General features: G+C 41.8%; 15 protein-coding genes. 14 read left to right on the forward strand and 1 reads right to left on the reverse strand.

Annotation, left to right across the window (positions count from 1 at the left end; all coding sequences use genetic code 11):
- The first annotated feature begins 185 nt into the window (after positions 1-185).
- The 4 genes from BA1_RS16110 to BA1_RS16125 all read left to right on the forward strand — a co-directional run bounded on the left by BA1_RS16110 (position 186) and on the right by BA1_RS16125 (position 5,460).
- Positions 186-1,502, forward strand: a complete 1,317-nt coding sequence (locus BA1_RS16110; RefSeq protein WP_008361162.1) for a polysaccharide biosynthesis protein — start codon at positions 186-188, stop codon at positions 1,500-1,502.
- 54 nt (positions 1,503-1,556) lie between these two features.
- Positions 1,557-2,045 carry an endospore biogenesis thiol-disulfide oxidoreductase StoA gene (stoA, locus tag BA1_RS16115; protein WP_008361164.1) on the forward strand — a complete coding sequence of 163 codons (489 nt, stop codon included), beginning with the start codon at positions 1,557-1,559 and terminating at the stop codon, positions 2,043-2,045.
- Between the two features lie 296 nt (positions 2,046-2,341).
- Positions 2,342-4,261: a heavy metal translocating P-type ATPase gene (locus tag BA1_RS16120; protein ID WP_008361166.1), complete on the forward strand. Its 1,920-nt coding sequence runs from the start codon at positions 2,342-2,344 to the stop codon at positions 4,259-4,261.
- A gap of 104 nt (positions 4,262-4,365) precedes the next feature.
- On the forward strand, positions 4,366-5,460 hold the full coding sequence (locus tag BA1_RS16125; RefSeq protein ID WP_008361168.1) for a M24 family metallopeptidase: 1,095 nt from the start codon (positions 4,366-4,368) through the stop codon (positions 5,458-5,460).
- Between the two features lie 55 nt (positions 5,461-5,515).
- Here the strand turns inward: BA1_RS16125 and BA1_RS19325 are convergent, their stop codons facing one another.
- The gene (locus BA1_RS19325; RefSeq protein ID WP_167358851.1) at positions 5,516-5,659 is read right to left on the reverse strand and encodes a hypothetical protein; all 144 of its coding nucleotides are present in this window, start codon (positions 5,657-5,659) and stop codon (positions 5,516-5,518) included.
- A 93-nt stretch (positions 5,660-5,752) separates the two neighbouring features.
- On the opposite strand from BA1_RS19325, the gene BA1_RS16130 reads away from it, so the two are divergent.
- The 10 genes from BA1_RS16130 (at position 5,753) to BA1_RS16175 (ending at position 17,306) form a co-directional block, all read left to right on the forward strand.
- The gene (locus tag BA1_RS16130) at positions 5,753-6,742 is read left to right on the forward strand and encodes a LacI family DNA-binding transcriptional regulator (protein WP_008361170.1); all 990 of its coding nucleotides are present in this window, start codon (positions 5,753-5,755) and stop codon (positions 6,740-6,742) included.
- Between the two features lie 55 nt (positions 6,743-6,797).
- Positions 6,798-7,652, forward strand: a complete 855-nt coding sequence (gene glcT, locus BA1_RS16135) for a glucose PTS transporter transcription antiterminator GlcT (protein ID WP_034739792.1) — start codon at positions 6,798-6,800, stop codon at positions 7,650-7,652.
- A gap of 202 nt (positions 7,653-7,854) precedes the next feature.
- A complete protein-coding gene (gene ptsG / locus BA1_RS16140) occupies positions 7,855-9,954 on the forward strand; it encodes a glucose-specific PTS transporter subunit IIBC (RefSeq protein ID WP_008361175.1) in 2,100 nt (699 codons plus the stop codon).
- A 93-nt stretch (positions 9,955-10,047) separates the two neighbouring features.
- Entirely contained in the window at positions 10,048-10,314 is a 267-nt protein-coding gene (locus tag BA1_RS16145; protein ID WP_003211078.1) for a phosphocarrier protein HPr, read from the forward strand.
- Positions 10,314-12,032: a phosphoenolpyruvate--protein phosphotransferase gene (ptsP, locus tag BA1_RS16150; protein ID WP_008361177.1), complete on the forward strand. Its 1,719-nt coding sequence runs from the start codon at positions 10,314-10,316 to the stop codon at positions 12,030-12,032. The genes BA1_RS16145 and ptsP overlap by 1 nt, the downstream gene beginning before the upstream one ends.
- Positions 12,033-12,130: 98 nt before the next feature.
- Entirely contained in the window at positions 12,131-12,373 is a 243-nt protein-coding gene (locus BA1_RS16155) for a transcriptional regulator SplA domain-containing protein (protein WP_034646394.1), read from the forward strand.
- Between the two features lie 82 nt (positions 12,374-12,455).
- Complete coding sequence (gene splB / locus BA1_RS16160; protein ID WP_008361181.1) at positions 12,456-13,484, forward strand: spore photoproduct lyase; 1,029 nt, start codon at positions 12,456-12,458, stop codon at positions 13,482-13,484.
- Between the two features lie 115 nt (positions 13,485-13,599).
- Complete coding sequence (locus BA1_RS16165) at positions 13,600-15,561, forward strand: methyl-accepting chemotaxis protein (RefSeq protein WP_008361183.1); 1,962 nt, start codon at positions 13,600-13,602, stop codon at positions 15,559-15,561.
- A gap of 73 nt (positions 15,562-15,634) precedes the next feature.
- Entirely contained in the window at positions 15,635-16,420 is a 786-nt protein-coding gene (locus BA1_RS16170) for an SDR family oxidoreductase (protein WP_008361185.1), read from the forward strand.
- A 13-nt stretch (positions 16,421-16,433) separates the two neighbouring features.
- Entirely contained in the window at positions 16,434-17,306 is an 873-nt protein-coding gene (locus tag BA1_RS16175) for an NAD(P)-dependent oxidoreductase (RefSeq protein WP_008361186.1), read from the forward strand.
- The last annotated feature ends 92 nt before the right edge of the window (positions 17,307-17,398 follow it).

The following is a 17,398-nucleotide window of genomic DNA, read 5'->3' on the forward strand; positions in this document are numbered from 1 at the left end:
GAGCGGAGCGAATTTGACATTCGTGAGCACCGGCGCGCAGGACTGACACCGAATGCGAGGGTTTGTCTACACGCTGAGCAGCGATCAATAGGTCGTTGCTTTTTTTGTCTCCAATTATCAAAATATTTTCAGGACTTGTCTCATAGAATGTGAAAAGAATTTGCTTTTAGACAAGGGGAGGCTACATGAATCGATTTGTAAAAGGGGTCATTCTGCTATCTGTCGCAGCTTTTATTGCGGAGTGTATCGAGTTCTTAGTCAATATGATTTTAGCGAGAGAGCTTGGAGAGCATGGAATGGGTCTTTATATGAGCATTCTTCCAATCATCATGCTTGTACTAGTGATTGCCAGCTTAGAGCTACCAGTCTCCATCTCTAAATTCATTGCCGAATCGCACGAGCGGTTACACAAAAGTATGCTGCGCCATGCGTTTAAAATGACGCTTGTGGTGACATGTACAACTACGGGAATCGCAGCGATTGTCCTTCCTTTCATTCCTGTGTTTCAGTCGTATCATCCATTAATGAAAGGCTTGGTTTTGTCACTCATTCCCATTATCGCGTTTACTTCCATTGCACGCGGCTATTTTATGGGCAAGCAGCAAATGGGCAGAATTGCCCTAGCGAATATGCTGAAAAAAACGATCCAGCTCATCTGCTTGTTTTTGTTTTTTCATTGGTATTCGTTTGGTATCGAAACAGCGGTGCTGATTGCGATTGGGGTCATCGTTGCAAGTGATCTTGTCGTCTTTATCTATCTATACTCCCAATACATCATGGCAAAAAATGCTGTGAATGTCCGGTCTGTTGAACTAAGAGGGATTGACGTAAGAAAGCGATTGTTAGCTGTCTCCATTCCGACAACTGGCATGCGCATTTTTCATGCGATTGCCAATGCAGTTGAACCATTTTTAATCAAAGGGGCCCTTGTGGCAGCCGGTATTTCTGGAACACTGGCTGTTGATCATTACGGAATGCTTGCGGGTGTAGCGATGTCCATCGGTTTTTTCCCGGCATTTATCGCACATTCCATTATGATTGTGATGATTCCGAATGTATCTGAAGCCTATGCCTTAGGGCAGTATGATCTCGTGAAAAAACGTGTAAGGCAAGCGATTCTCATTACGTTTGGGTATGGGGTGCCGGCAGTGATGATCATGTATTACTTCGCCTACCCGCTCGCGCAGCTCTTTTTTGACTCGCCGCAAGCAGCCGTCTATCTACAGCTGCTCTGGCCGTATTTTTTATGCCACCTGTTTGTGATGCCGTTTCAAGCGTGTTTAATCGGAATGGGGCTGATGAAAGATGTGTTCCTACATAATATATGGGTGCATGTCGTCTCGTTTTCTATGGTGTATTTCCTCGGGTCAATGGAATCTTTGAATATGATGGGGGTCATCTTAGGCATGAATACGGGAATGCTGCTATTGACGGCTCTTCATTATGCAACCATATGTAAAGAGCTTGGCGTTTCCATGTTTCTCACAGTGAAAAAAGCATGAATGTCATCTTCAGCTAGAGGGCAAGCTATAAGAAAACGCGGAAGGAAGATGATGATGAATCGTAAATATCTACCTGCCAATCTTCTGATAATGACCCTTCTTCTATTTCTGATGAACGTAGAGGCAGAAGCGAAAGAGCCTGTGATGGCGCCGAGGATAGAGGCTCCTGCCTTAACGGGGGAGATGCAGATGGTTCCGGCGAAAGGGAAACGAACGATCCTGCATTTTTGGACAACATGGTGCCCGTCCTGCAAAATGGAGCTGCCAGCCTTTGAGCAGATCGTGAAAGAAAATCAGAGTGATGTTGATATACTGACGGTTAATTTACTGGGTGCTGAGCAAAGTAAACATGCCGTCGCCCAATTTGTGAAAGATAGAAAATTTACATTTCCGATTGTGCTGGATGAGCGCGGTGAAATGATGAAGAAATATCAAATTATCACGATTCCTACTACCTTTTTGATCAATGAAAAAGGAGAAGTAGTCAAAAACCATGTAGGCCCAATGACGAAAAAACAAATCAAAGAGTGGACAAATTCATAGAGAAAATCCTTTCTGTAAAGAACCAATGGTCAAACCTTTGGTTCTTTTTTTGTGTTCAATTGACTCTTAGCTGAATAAAATGTGCTCAGATGAGGAAGGAATGGACGGTATCAATAATGATAATTATTATCAAAAAGAAATTATAATAATTATTAATTGAAAATTAATCAGAACCTGTTATAATGAGTTACAGACCTATAAAAAGCTTGAAATATCAAAGGAAAATAGATGAAAAACGGAACGGGTAACGATTGATAATGTGAAAATCATTATCAATTAGAGAGGAGAAAACAATCATGAATGAGAATACAGTACTTTATCAAACGACAAATCAAAAGGAATCAACATCGCTCTTTTACAAATGGGCACAGCACGGAGAATTAATGGCAGCAGGTATCTCGGGGATTCTCATCTTGATTGGATGGTTTCTAAAGGATGAAAGCATGTGGAGTATTCCACTTTTCATTCTTGCTTTTGTCATTGGCGGTTTTGCAAAGGCGAAGGAAGGAATCGAAGAAACCATTTCATCTAAAACATTGAATGTTGAACTTTTAATGATTTTTGCAGCGATAGGCTCAGCGATTATTGGATACTGGGCGGAGGGCGCCATCTTAATTTTTATTTTCTCGCTCAGCGGTGCGCTAGAAACATACACATCAAATAAAAGCAAGAAAGATTTAACGGCATTAATGAGTATCGCCCCAGATGAAGCCACTTTCATTGAAGAAGATGGCACCACCATCCAAGTGGCTGCTTCTTCACTAACGCCAGGCGATCGTATTTTAATCAAAGCTGGCGAACGTATTGCAGCAGATGGTGTGATCATAAGCGGAAGAACAAGTGTGGACGAATCTGCACTGACTGGTGAATCGGTTCCACAGGAAAAAGGACAAGGGGAAGATGTGTTTGCAGGAACTGTGAACTTAAATGGTTCATTAACAGTAGAAGTCACGAAACATAATGAAGAAACGCTTTTCCATAAAATCATTAAGCTTGTCGAGTCTGCACAGGAAAGTGTTTCGCCGAGCCAAGCCTTTATTGAAAAATTTGAAGGTGCATACGTAAAAGGTGTGCTAATCACTGTTGCTATGTTAATGTTCCTGCCTCATTTTGTACTTGGCTGGAGTATGAGTGAGACATTCTATCGTGCGATGGTGTTTATGGTGGTTGCCTCACCTTGTGCACTCGTTGCGTCTATTATGCCAGCAGCTCTTTCACTGATCTCAAACGGCGCAAGAAACGGTATGCTTGTGAAAGGAAGTGTCTTTTTAGAGAAGCTCGGCACAAGCACGATGATTGCATTTGATAAAACGGGCACGATTACAAGCGGAAAGCCAGCAGTTGAAAAAGTGATCATGGCAAAAGAGCAAGATGAATCGACCTTTTATCAGGCGCTCTATCAAATTGAAAGTCAGTCAAACCATCCATTAGCTAAAGCAATTTCTGATATGGCAAAAGAGCACCAAACGGAGCGGTCAGCTCATGTCACCATTGAAGAAACGTCTGGTTTTGGTGTGAAGGCACAATTGAACGGAGACACATGGCGTATTGGAAAGAAAGATTTTGCCGGAAAAGCTTCAATGGATCGTGAAATTGAAGAGGCTGGTGATGTTCTTTCAGCACAAGGATATACAGTTGTCTATGTTCAAAAAAATCAAGAAGTCGTCGGCTGCCTTGGTCTAAAGGATCAAATCAGACCAGAAGCCAAAAAAATGATCCAGGAGCTAAACGATTTAGGTATCCAAACGGTCATGCTGACAGGAGATCAGCAAAAAACCGCTGAAGCGATTGCAGAGGAAGCCGGTATCCAAACCGTTGTCGCTGAATGCCTTCCAGATGAGAAGGTCCATGAAGTCAATCAATTAAAAAAACAAGGTAATTCTATCATTATGGTAGGAGACGGGATTAATGATGCACCTGCACTCGCCACAGCAGATGTTGGGGTGGCGATGGGCGGAGGGACAGACGTTGCATTAGAAACGGCAGATCTCATTTTAATGAAAAATAATTTAAACAACCTGACAAAGATGATCCGTCTTTCAAGAAAAATGAATCGAATCATTAAACAAAACATCATCTTTTCATTAACTGTGATCTGTCTATTAATTTGTGCGAATTTCTTACAAGTTCTTGATTTACCTTTTGGTGTGATTGGACATGAAGGCAGTACAATTTTGGTTATTTTAAATGGCCTGCGTCTGCTTCGTGCCTCTTAAGCAAATTATCAAGGCGCACTGGCTTTATGTCAGTGCGCTTTTGTGCGAAATACAGTAAAAGCTGATACAATAGATCAGTAGTTAAACGTGTAAGGAGGATCACGATGAACCGAATGAATCACTTGTCTTCTTGGCTAAAGGAAAAAGACATTCAAGGTGCATTTATACATACAAAGGAAAATGTGTTCTATCTATCTGGATACTTCACAGAACCGTACGAAAGAGTGATGGGTCTGTTTGTTTTTCAAGAGGCAGACCCATTTTTCATTTTGCCTAAAATGGAAATGGAGCAGGCGAAGAATGCAGGATGGCATGGAGAGATCATTGGATATGAAGATCATGAAAACCCATTTGATTTCATGCAAAAGGCCATAGAAAAACGAGGTGTACGGACGACTCGTCTGGCGATTGAAAAAGAATCAATTCCTCTGCAACGAGCAGAGCAGCTCCAAGCTGTCACGCGGGCAGAAACATTCGTCCGGGCAGAAGATGTGCTAAACCAGCTAAGGCTGATAAAGGACGAAGCTGAAATTGCGACACTGAAAAAAGCCGCTCAATTGGCAGATGAAGGGGTCAAAATTGGCGTCAATGCCTTAAAAGAAGGGATCACAGAAACAGAGGTTCTTGCTGTCATCGAATATGAACTAAAGAAAAAAGGCATCCAAGGCATGTCCTTTTCAACAATGGTTCTCTTTGGAGAAAAATCAGGCGAACCTCACGGAAATCCAGGACAGGCAGCCTTAAAAAAAGGCGATTTTGTATTATTTGACCTTGGTGTGATCGTAGATGGATATTGTTCAGACATTACAAGAACCTTCATCTATCAAGAAGCGTCTGAAAAACAAAAGGATATTTACAACACCGTCTTAAAAGCAGAAATGGCAGCACTTGAAATGAGCCAGCCGGGTGTGAGAATTGGCGATCTTGATTTAAAAGCAAGAGGGCTGATCACAGAAGCGGGATATGGCCAATATTTCCCGCACCGCCTTGGACACGGACTGGGGATTTCTGTTCATGAGTTTCCTTCTATGAGCCAAGCAAACGATGACCTTCTGCAAGAAGGAATGGTCTATACGATTGAGCCGGGTATTTATGTACCAGGAGTCGGCGGGGTTAGAATTGAAGATGATGTTCTGATTACAGCAGATGGGCCAGTCACCTTGACCAAGTATCCAAAAGAGCTGACGATCATCAAGTAATGAAAAAAAATCACGATGAACGTCCAAGCCTTGGAAGCGTCATCGTGATTTTTTGTCACTCTTTCAGGTCCTTATCAACAAAAAAATCATCAATTGATTGAAACGGTTTGATTTGAAATTCTTTTCCTAAAGGTTTTAGTGCGAAGCGAGCAGACAACAAAACCGTCATACATAAGATGATCCATATGATGATACCCATCTTGAATCCCCCTTTCCATCCAGTGATTTGTTCAGCTCGCATACATCTTAAAGTATGAAACGCTTACCATATCAAGAGAAAGTAGGAGAAAAAATGCCAAACATAAGGGAGATTGCGAAAAGAGCGGGCGTATCTGTGACCACCGTATCACGTGTGATGAACCATCATCCTTATGTCAAAGAAGAAAAACGAGAACGTGTACTTCGTGCGATGAAAGAGCTCAAGTATACAAGGAATATTCAGGCTGTTCATTTAGCGAAGGGTTATTCGAATATGATTGGGATCGTTCTCCCGACGATTGATCACGCCTATTTCAGCGGACTTGTCACAGGTATAGCTGAGAAGGCACAGGCATGCGGTATGCATTTTGCCTTGTTTCAAACCGGATATGACCCATTAAAGGAAAAAGAGGCTTTAATGAGTTTAAAGGAGCAGCGTGTGGATGGTTTGATCTTTTGCTCAAATGCGCTAAGTGATCAGGAAATTTTAAAGTGGCAGGAATTTGGCCCTATCATTTTTTGTCACCCTACCCCGCATCATGAATGTTCATCAGTGTCGATTGCACATGATCAAGCTTTTAAGGAAGGACTTGAACATTTAGCGGCATGCGGTCATCAGCGAATCGCCATCGCTCTTGCCAGAATAGAGGGAACAAATAGCCAAACACGCCTTCAGGTGTATCAAGAGATGATGCGATCACTTGGGCAGGACATTGATGAGGAATGGATCGTTGAAGGAAAACTGACCCTGTTTGATGGAAAACAATTATTCACAGAATGGCAGGAGATGAAAAATCGTCCTACAGCCTTACTTATCACAAATGACGACGTATCAGCGGGCTTTTTATTAGAAGCACAGCGCCATCATATAAAAGTAGGGGAAGCACCAGCAATACTCGGCTTTCAAAACGAACAATTGAGTGAAGCGCTAGGGATTTCCAGCATCGAAATTCCAATCAAACGAATGGGACAGGAAGCATTCGATTTGTTCCACCTGTCGTTAAAAGGAGAAGCACCAGAAAAAAGAGTGCTGCCATTTCGGCTCATTGAACGGACAACCACTGTTTTAAAAAACAATCGTTGACGCATGTTTCATCTGTTTTGTACGATAAAAGGGATTGAATAAGAAGGAGGTGGGGATGTTCATGGAATCCTTCACCGTTGATAAAGCGTTAAATAATAATGTCATCATCGCAAGACACCCTTCTTTGGGCGAAGTGGTTCTGATCGGAAAAGGAATCGGCTTCGGAAAAAAATCGGGTGATATTCTCGATCAAGCCGCATTTGAGAAAATGTTTGTACTTAAAAATACAAAAGAACAAACAGAGTACAAACAATTGCTGCATCATATTGATGAGGACATAATCGAGCTTGCCAATGACGTCATTTATCATATACGAGAAAAAATGGGTCATCGCTTAAATGAGCATATTCATATTGCGCTGACAGATCATATTGCCTTTAGCTTTAAGCGGGTCAAACAAGGCTATGATATCACCAACCCTTTTATGCTTGAGACGAAATCTTTATACCCAAAAGAATACGAGGTAGCAAAGGAAGTCGTTGAACTAATTAATGCGCGGCCAGATGTTGAAACAAAGTTGCCAGAAGGAGAGATTGGATTTATTGCGCTCCATATTCACTCTGCTCTAACGAATCGGCCGTTGTCTGAGGTGAACCGTCATTCGCAGCTCATTACACAAATGGTCCAAGTCATAGAAGATTCATTTCATATGAAAGTAGACAGAGAAAGTATTCATTATTTACGCTTATTGCGCCATATCACGTTTTCGATTGAGCGTATTAAACGGGAAGAATCATTAGAGGAGCCAGAAAAGTTGCTTCATCTATTGAAAAATGAATATCCTTTATGCTACAATACTGCTTGGAAAATGATCAAAATTTTGCAACATGCATTGAAAAAGCCTGTACATGATGCAGAAGCTGTCTATTTGACCCTTCACCTGTACAGATTGACGAATAAAATTTCATAGTTTCCGTGAAACGTGTAACTGATTCGATCAGGCATGAGTGACTTAAGGTAAATACAGGATAAGATCCTGTTATTTGCGCAACCTTATATCACCATGCCTTTTTTCGTGTTTGAAAGTGAAATGTAAACGGTTAATTATGAAATATACGTCAGCACGCGATTGAAATGTATGTTGTAAGCGAAAACAAAAGGAGGTTCAACCAGTGTTTAAATCACTTTTTGGTGTGTTGCAAAAAATTGGACGAGCACTTATGCTTCCAGTTGCGATTCTTCCTGCTGCTGGTATTTTATTAGCACTTGGAAATGCGATGCAAAATCCGCAGCTGATTGATGTGGCTCAATTTTTAAGCAATGATACAATTCAGCTTATTGCAAGCGTCATGGAGAATGCAGGGAACATTGTCTTCTCGAATCTTCCGCTCCTCTTTGCTGTAGGGGTTGCCATCGGTCTTGCCAATGGAGACGGTGTGGCAGGGATTGCCGCAATTATCGGTTATCTCGTTATGAACGTGACGATGAGTGCCGTATTAATGGCCAACGGTTCTATTCCATCCGATTCAATCAAATTGGCTAAGTTCTTTAAGGAAAGTCATCCAGCATATGTTAATATGCTCGGCATACCGACCTTGTCTACCGGCGTGTTTGGCGGGATTATTGTCGGGGTATTAGCCGCTTATATGTTTAATAAATTTTACAAAATTGAGCTCCCGCAATATCTTGGCTTCTTTGCTGGTAAGCGTTTTGTTCCAATCGTTACGTCTATTTCAGCACTTATTTTAGGGCTTTTGATGCTCGTCATTTGGCCGCCAATCCAAGGTGCATTGAACTCATTTTCAACAGGACTGCTTGCAGCGAATGAGCCGCTGGCTGCCTTTGTATTCGGTGTCATTGAACGCTCACTCATTCCGTTTGGTCTGCACCACATATTCTACGCACCATTCTGGTATGAATTTTTTAGCTATAAGAGCTTATCAGGAGATATTATCCGTGGTGACCAGCGCATTTTCATGGCGCAAATCAAAGATGGTGTTCAGCTGACAGCCGGGACATTCATGACAGGGAAATATCCGTTCATGATGTTTGGACTTCCAGCAGCAGCACTTGCGATTTATCATGAAGCAAAGCCGAAAAATAAAAAGCTTGTAGCTGGAATTATGGGTTCAGCAGCTCTGACTTCTTTCTTAACAGGGATTACAGAACCGCTTGAATTCTCATTCTTGTTCGTCGCACCCGTATTATTTGCGATCCACTGTGTATTTGCTGGATTATCCTTTATGATAATGGATATTCTAAACGTGAAAATCGGGATGACCTTCTCAGGAGGGTTGATCGACTTCTTCTTATTCGGTATCTTGCCAAACAGAACGGCTTGGTGGCTTGTGATTCCAGTCGGTCTTGTGCTTGCTGTTATTTATTACTTCGGATTTAGATTTGCGATTCGCAAATTTAATCTGAAAACACCAGGACGCGAGGATGAAGCGGCTGATGGTGCAGGCGATGCTCAGTCTGGAAAAGGTGATGATTTGCCTTATGAAATTCTAGAAGCGATGGGTGACCAAGAGAACATTAAACACCTAGATGCTTGTATTACGCGTTTACGTGTGACGGTAAATGATCAGAAGAAAGTAGACAAAGATCGTTTGAAAAAACTTGGCGCTTCAGGTGTCCTAGAAGTAGGAAATAACATTCAGGCAATCTTTGGCCCGCGCTCTGATAATTTAAAAACACAGATGCAAGACATTATTGCAGGCCGCACGCCTCGTCCAGCGAAAGACCCTTCTGCAAAAGAAGAAGTCAGCCAGCAGGTAGAAGAAGTCATTGCAAAGCCGCTTCAAAACGAGCATGGGGAAGAAATATTTGCTTCACCAATTACAGGGGAGCTTCATCCAATTACAGATGTACCAGATCAAGTATTCTCAGGGAAAATGATGGGTGACGGTTTTGCCATCTTGCCAAAAGAGGGAACGGTGGTTTCACCGGTAAAAGGGAAAATCTTAAATGTGTTCCCAACGAAGCACGCCATTGGCCTCCAGTCTGATGGTGGACTTGAAATCTTGATTCACTTCGGTATTGATACAGTCAGCCTCAAAGGAGAAGGATTTGAAGCATTTGTACAAGAGGGAGATCAAGTAGAAATCGGTCAAAAACTCTTAGAGGTTGATATTGATAAAATTAAGTCAGAAGTACCATCTTTGATGACTCCAATTGTATTTACAAACTTAAGTGAAGGACAATTTATTGACCTTCAAGAAACCGGTGAAATCAAAGCTGGTCAAGAAAACATCATGAAAATTTCAAAATAATTTTCATAACTGCCGTTCTTGTTAGATGACAAGCTCGGCAGTATGATATAATATTGTGGATGTATGAATTGTATAAAAAGGAGATTGATAAAAATGGCTCAACAAACATTCAAAGTAACTGCAGATTCTGGAATTCACGCACGTCCTGCAACAGTTCTTGTACAAACTGCTAGTAAATATGATGCTGATATCAACTTAGAATATAATGGTAAAACAGTGAACCTGAAATCTATTATGGGTGTAATGTCTCTAGGAATTGCGAAAGGTGCTACTATCACAATCTCTGCTTCTGGTTCTGATGAAAATGATGCACTTGCTGCACTAAAAGACACAATGAAAAGTGAAGGCCTAGGCGAGTAATGCAACAACTGAAAGGAATCGGTGCTTCAGCAGGCGTTGCGATTGCAAAAGCATATCGTCTGGAAGAACCAGATTTAACAGTTCACCAAAAAGACATCAACGATCCAGAGACAGAAGTGAAACGCTTTGAAGAAGCAATTCATGTTTCAAAACAAGAACTTGAAGCAATTAAAGAACATGCGCTAAAAGAGCTTGGCCAAGATAAAGCAGATATTTTTTCTGCACACCTTCTTGTGTTAAGTGATCCAGAGCTGCTAAACCCAGTAAAGGATAAAATCAAATCGGATAAAGTAAATGCTGAATTTGCTTTAAAAGAAACAGCAACGATGTTTGTCACAATGTTCGAAGCTATGGACAATGAGTACATGAAGGAACGTGCAGCGGATATTCGCGACGTAACAAAACGTGTCACTGGTCATTTGCTAGGCGTTGACATTCCAAACCCAAGTATGATTTCTGAAGAAGTCATTATCATTGCTGAAGATTTAACACCTTCTGATACAGCTCAGCTGAACAGACAATTCGTCAAAGGGTTTGCGACAGATATCGGTGGTCGTACTTCTCACTCAGCGATCATGGCAAGATCAATGGAGATTCCAGCAGTAGTTGGGACAAAAGAAGCAACAAAAACGGTAAAAAACAATGATCTGATCATTGTAGATGGTATTAGCGGAGACGTCATCATTCAGCCTTCTGAAGATGAAGTGAAAGCGTATCAAAAAAAGCATGAAGACTACTTAGCTCAAAAAGCGGAATGGGCGAAACTTGTTGACCAGCCAACGGTGACAAAAGACGGCGTTCACGTAGAGCTGGCTGCAAATATCGGAACACCAGAAGATGTAAAAGGTGTACTTGAAAATGGCGGCGAAGCAGTCGGATTGTACCGTACAGAATTTTTATACATGGGCAGAGATCAGCTTCCTACAGAAGAAGAGCAGTTCGATGCGTATAAAACCGTTTTAGAGAAGATGGAAGGGAAAGCAGTGGTTGTCCGCACACTTGATATTGGCGGCGATAAAGAGCTTCCTTACTTGCAACTTCCAAAAGAAATGAACCCGTTCCTTGGCTATAGAGCGATCCGCCTTTGCCTAGAAGAGCAGGAGATTTTCAGAACACAACTACGCGCATTACTTCGTGCAAGTACATATGGAAACCTGAAAATCATGTTCCCTATGATCGCGACGTTAACAGAATTTAGAGAAGCAAAAGCCATTTTACTTGAAGAAAAAGAAGCATTGGTTGCTGGTGGTACAGATGTATCTGATTCCATTGAAATCGGAATGATGGTGGAAATTCCATCAACAGCTGTTATCGCTGATCAATTTGCAAAAGAAGTAGATTTCTTCAGTATTGGAACAAATGATTTGATTCAATACACAATGGCTGCTGATCGAATGAACGAACGAGTGTCTTATCTTTATCAGCCATACAATCCAGCCATTTTACGCCTGATTACGCTTGTGATTGAAGCAGCGCATAAAGAAGGTAAATGGGTTGGCATGTGCGGTGAGATGGCAGGAGATGAAATCGCAATCCCGCTTCTACTTGGATTAGGATTAGATGAATTCTCAATGAGCGCCACATCCATTCTTCCAGCAAGAACGCAGTTAAGCAAGCTTTCTAAGGAAGAAGCGGCATCATTTAAAGAGCATATCTTATCACTTAGCACAACAGAAGAAGTTGTTGAATTCGTGAAGAAAACGTTTCAACACAACTAGGTGATCAAACCAGGCAGGTAAAACTGTCTGGTTTTTTTGTCGAATTTTATCATAACGAGTCATATCGAGTGAAGACAAGGGCATCCTAAAATAAAAAAATGGAGGTGACCAGCTTGTCTTTCTCAAACTATAAGCCAGGTGATCAAGTATACGTGATTTATCGAAATCCACATGCAGCAAATGTGGCACAAATTAAAGAAGCGGAAATTGTATCACATCCATACAACGAACAAGAACTTGCGCTATTTCTACTCGAAACATATCATCCATTAGCCCCTGATGATGCCGTATTTCCAACCTATGAAGAAGCAGAAGCCCTTTATCAAGATCTGTTTGAATAAGGGAAGATTTTAGAAAGGATAAAAGCCATCCTGAGAGGTTAAAGTATCGGTATGAACCTATAAAGGGAAGGATGTGCTAAATATGATCAAACCTTTCGTCCCTCAGCTTGTTTATATTGAACCTCGAGCGCTGGAATACCCTTTAGGACAAGAGCTGAAGGAAAAATTCGAAGGTATGGGAATTGAAATAAGAGAAACAACGTCACACAATCAGGTGAGAAATATTCCGGGTAAAAATGACCTGCAAAAGTACCGTAATGCAAAATCAACGCTTGTCATTGGTGTGAGAAAAACATTAAAATTCGATACGTCTAAACCATCCGCTGAGTATGCCATTCCGTTTGCGACAGGATGTATGGGTCACTGCCATTATTGCTACCTGCAAACAACGATGGGAAGTAAACCGTACATTCGAACGTACGTCAATGTAGAAGAAATATTAGATCAGGCGGAACAATACATGAACGAGCGTGCCCCGGATATCACCCGATTTGAAGCTTCATGTACATCCGACATCGTCGGAATTGACCATTTGACACATACACTAAAGCGGGCCATAGAATACTTCGGACAGACTGATCTTGGCAAACTTCGATTTGTCACTAAATTTCATCATGTCGATCATCTATTAGATGCTAAGCATAATGGACGAACAAGATTCCGCTTTAGCATTAACGCAGATTATGTCATTAAGTATTTCGAACCCGGGACATCCCCCCTTGATCAGCGAATTGAAGCGGCTGTGAAGGTAGCAAAAGCCGGCTATCCACTTGGATTTATTATTGCCCCAATTTACATTCATGAAGGCTGGCAAGAGGGTTATAAGGTGCTTTTTGAAAAGCTCGATGCAGCTCTTCCCGAAGATGTGAGACAGGATATCACCTTTGAAATGATTCAGCACCGTTTTACAAAACCAGCGAAGCGCGTCATCCAAAAAAACTATCCGAAAACAAAATTAGAATTAGATGAAGAAAAAAGAAGATACAAATGGGGTCGATATGGAATTGGAAAATATATCTACCAAAAAGATGAAGAACAAGAACTAAGGCAGACGTTAGAATCATATATCGAACAGTACTTTCCGTCTGCAAAAATTGAATATTTTACTTAAAACAAGTCATTATGGCTTGTTTTTTCTATTTAAATTTTCTTGCAACTATTGAAGGCGGTATCATTTTTGCCGATATAGACAGTAAGATGCGAAAGTAGGATGTAGGGGTGATGAGATGTTTAAAAAACTTCAAATGAGGATAGCTGTATTTATCTCAGTTATATTAATTTTAACTGTCATTGCGGTTCAAGTAGGTTCCAATGTCGTATTAAGACCACTCATTGAACGAGATGCAAAAACAACCACAGCAGCAACGGCAGAAAGCATGAGAGACATCATAGCACTAAAGCTTGATAATTACGGTGATGCAATTAACAAACTGGCAACAAGTACACTTACTAAGGATTTTGTACAGAAACAAACAAAGCAAACACTGGCATTTGAAAACGATGAATTAAAAGGCTTGCAGGAGCAGGACGACCTCATTTCACTTGCCTATATTGGAACAACAGATGGCAAAATGTTTGCCTTCCCGGAGTCTGACTTTGGTGAAGGATATGACCCATCTAAACGAGATTGGTTTATTCAATCGGCTGAAAAGCCTGATGAGGTTTTATGGACAGATCCATATATTGATAAAGCAACAAATGAAATGGTCGTCTCAGCTACGAAGGCGATCGTACGAAATGGAAAGGTCCTAGGAGTTGCTGGATTAGACTTGAAACTGTCTTCCATTCAGTCCTATATCAATGATCAAAAGATTCCTTACATGGGTACCGCCTTCTTAGTTGACGGTACAGGGACGATTTTGGCACATCCAACAGCACAGGGGAAAAATATTTCAAAAGTCACTTCTGTGAAAAAGGCAATCGACAATTCAGGCATTGATGATAAAAATGAACTAACGGTCATCTCTAAAATAAAAGAAGCGAGTTGGACAATAGGGGTTAGCTTTGAGAAAAAGAAACTGCTTTGGATTACAGAACAGATGAATCAGACAAGTATCATCATATCTATCATTGCTATTATACTGGCCATGATTCTAAGCTTTTTATTGGCTAGAAGCATTACAACACCAATTAAACGGCTTATCGAGCATGTTCGTAAAGTGTCTGAAGGCGATTTAACGAGCTCGCTTGAAACGAAGTCCAAGGATGAGATAGGTTTCCTCACGAAGAACTTTAATCAAATGACAGAGGGAATCAGAGAGTTGATTGAAAAAGTGAAAGGTGCTTCAGATCAGGTGATGAAATCAGCTGATGAAGTGACGCAAATTTCAAACGAGACCTTGCTATCTAGTGAACAGATTGCAACTGCCATTCAAGAGGTAGCGGCAGGGGCGACTAAGCAGGCATCAGAAGCTGAAACCATTAATGAGAAATCAGAGCATTTGTATGAAAAAGTTCGTCATATGGGTGAGCTTGCTTCGCAAATGCAGACCAACTCAAAATCTTCGGAAGATGCAAGCTATAGAGGACTTGACGCTCTTGGTCTGCTCGTCCAAAAATCAACACAAGCAAATGAAGAGTCGAAGAAGGTAGAGCAAATGCTGCTTGACCTTGAGCATAAAACGAAAAATATTGAAAACGTCGTAACGGCGATCTCTGAAATCTCAGATCAAACGAACTTACTTGCACTGAATGCAAGCATTGAAGCAGCGAGAGCAGGAGAAAGCGGGCGAGGCTTTGCTGTTGTCGCAGAAGAAGTAAGAAAGCTTGCCGAACAATCTGCGCAATCAACAAAACACATTAGTGAAACCGTCAAACTCATTCAAGATGAATCGAAGAAAGCCGCTGAAGCCATGACAGCAGCGAGCAAAATGAATGAGGAACAAGGTGATGCGATCAACGCGACAGGCGAGGCACTCAGCAGCATCACAATGGAAATGCAATCACTTGTCGGCTCTATTGACAGCATTCATACACAAATCAATGAAATGACTGAAGAACAGCAAAAAATGAATGACTCCATTCAAAGTATTGCTGCAATTTCAGAAGAATCTGCGGCTTCAGCTGAAGAAGTGCATGCTTCGACAGACGAACAAGTACAAGCTTTAGAAAGAACGAGAACATCAACAGAAATGCTGAACGAATCGAGTCAAGCGCTGCGTCAGGCAATCGATCGGTTTAAGCTGTAATAGAACGGAAAAGAACCTTGGTATGAGCAAGGTTCTTTTTGTGTGATAAAATGTGAAAAGAGGAGGTGCCAACATGGATGTCAATCTATCAGGAAAAAAAGCACTGGTTGCAGCAAGCAGTCAAGGAATTGGAAAAGCCATTGCCTTTGCTTTAGCAAAAGAGGGAGCAGATGTGATGCTTTCGGGAAGGCATGAGCAGACGCTAAAAGAAACAGTCAAAGAATTGTCCCCACTTGTAAGAGGGCATTTCACTTATCAAGTATGTGATGTATCTGACGCCGAGCAAATTAAAGCGCTTGTTACAGCAGCAGCTGGTGATGAAAAATGTCTTGATATTCTTGTGAACAATACAGGCGGCCCTCAAACAGGTACGCTTGAAACCTTAACGGATGAAGATTGGATGGAATCATTTCAGCTTCATTTACTCAGCTATATCCGGCTATTAAAAGAAGCCCTACCTTATTTGAAAAAACGAGGTGCACGAGTGTTAAATATTGCATCTATGTCGGTCAAAGAACCGATCCCATGCTTGATGCTGTCGAATACATTCAGACCGGCAATTGCCGGCTGGACAAAAGCAGCCGCCCAGGAGCTTGCCAAAGATGGCATTTTGATCAATACCTTAGGTCCTGGGAAAATTGAAACAGAACGCGTCAAACAGTTGGACAAGTACCGTGCACAAACGGAGAACCAATCGATTGAAGAGATCAAAGCACAGGCAGAGCGTGCGATACCGCTTGGCCGTTACGGACAGCCAGAGGAATTTGCGACATATGCGGCTTTTCTTTTATCTGAAGCCAATACATATATGACAGGTCAAACACTTATCATTGATGGTGGATTGACAAAGTCTCTTTAAGGAGGAAGACGTGATGACACAAATCAAAACAGTTGGTTTTATTGGAATCGGTGTAATGGGACATAGTATGGCAGGGCATTTAATGGATGCAGGCTATGAGGTTCTCGTTTATACAAGAACAAAAGCAAAGGCAGACGCATTGGTTCAAAAAGGCGCTGCATGGAAATCGTCAGTAAAGGATATCGCCAAAAATGCGGATGCTGTCATCACAATGGTCGGATATCCATCAGATGTGGAAGATGTGTATTTAGGGGAAGATGGGCTTGTGGCACATGCTGCGCCTGGTACCTATCTCATTGATATGACCACATCGAAGCCTCAGCTGGCCAAAGAGATTGCAGAGAAAGCGAAGGAAAAAGGATTATTTGCGTTAGATGCGCCGGTTTCTGGCGGAGACATAGGAGCCAAAAATGGCACGCTGGCCATTATGATTGGCGGAGAAAAAGCAGCCTATGAAGCGTGCCTGCCGCTATTTCAGCAAATGGGCGAAAACATTCAATACCAAGGACCAGCAGGAAGTGGTCAGCATACAAAAATGTGTAACCAAATCGCTATCGCAGCAGGTATGGTAGGTGTCGCAGAGGCAATGGCCTATGCGGAAAAATCAGGGCTTGATCCAGAGCAGGTACTTAAAAGCATCACAACAGGAGCGGCTGGCAGCTGGTCTTTGTCAAACCTTGCGCCAAGAATGCTGAAAGGTGATTTCGAGCCAGGTTTTTATGTGAAGCATTTTATTAAGGATATGGGCATTGCACTCGAGGAAGCAGAGTTGATGGGACAAGAGATGCCAGGTTTGTCACTTGCAAAATCTCTTTATGAAAGGCTTCGTGAAGAAGGCGAAGAAAACAGCGGAACACAGAGCATTTATAAATTATGGGTGAAATAAAAAATCTGTCCCATGTAGGGACAGGCCAGCGTGTAGACAAACCCTCGCATTCTCCCGCAGTCCTGCGTGCCGGTGCTCACGAATGTTAAATT

Origin of the sequence: Bacillus xiamenensis (genome assembly GCF_000300535.1) — a bacterium.
In the GTDB taxonomy this organism is placed as follows: Bacteria; Bacillota; Bacilli; order Bacillales; family Bacillaceae; genus Bacillus; species Bacillus xiamenensis.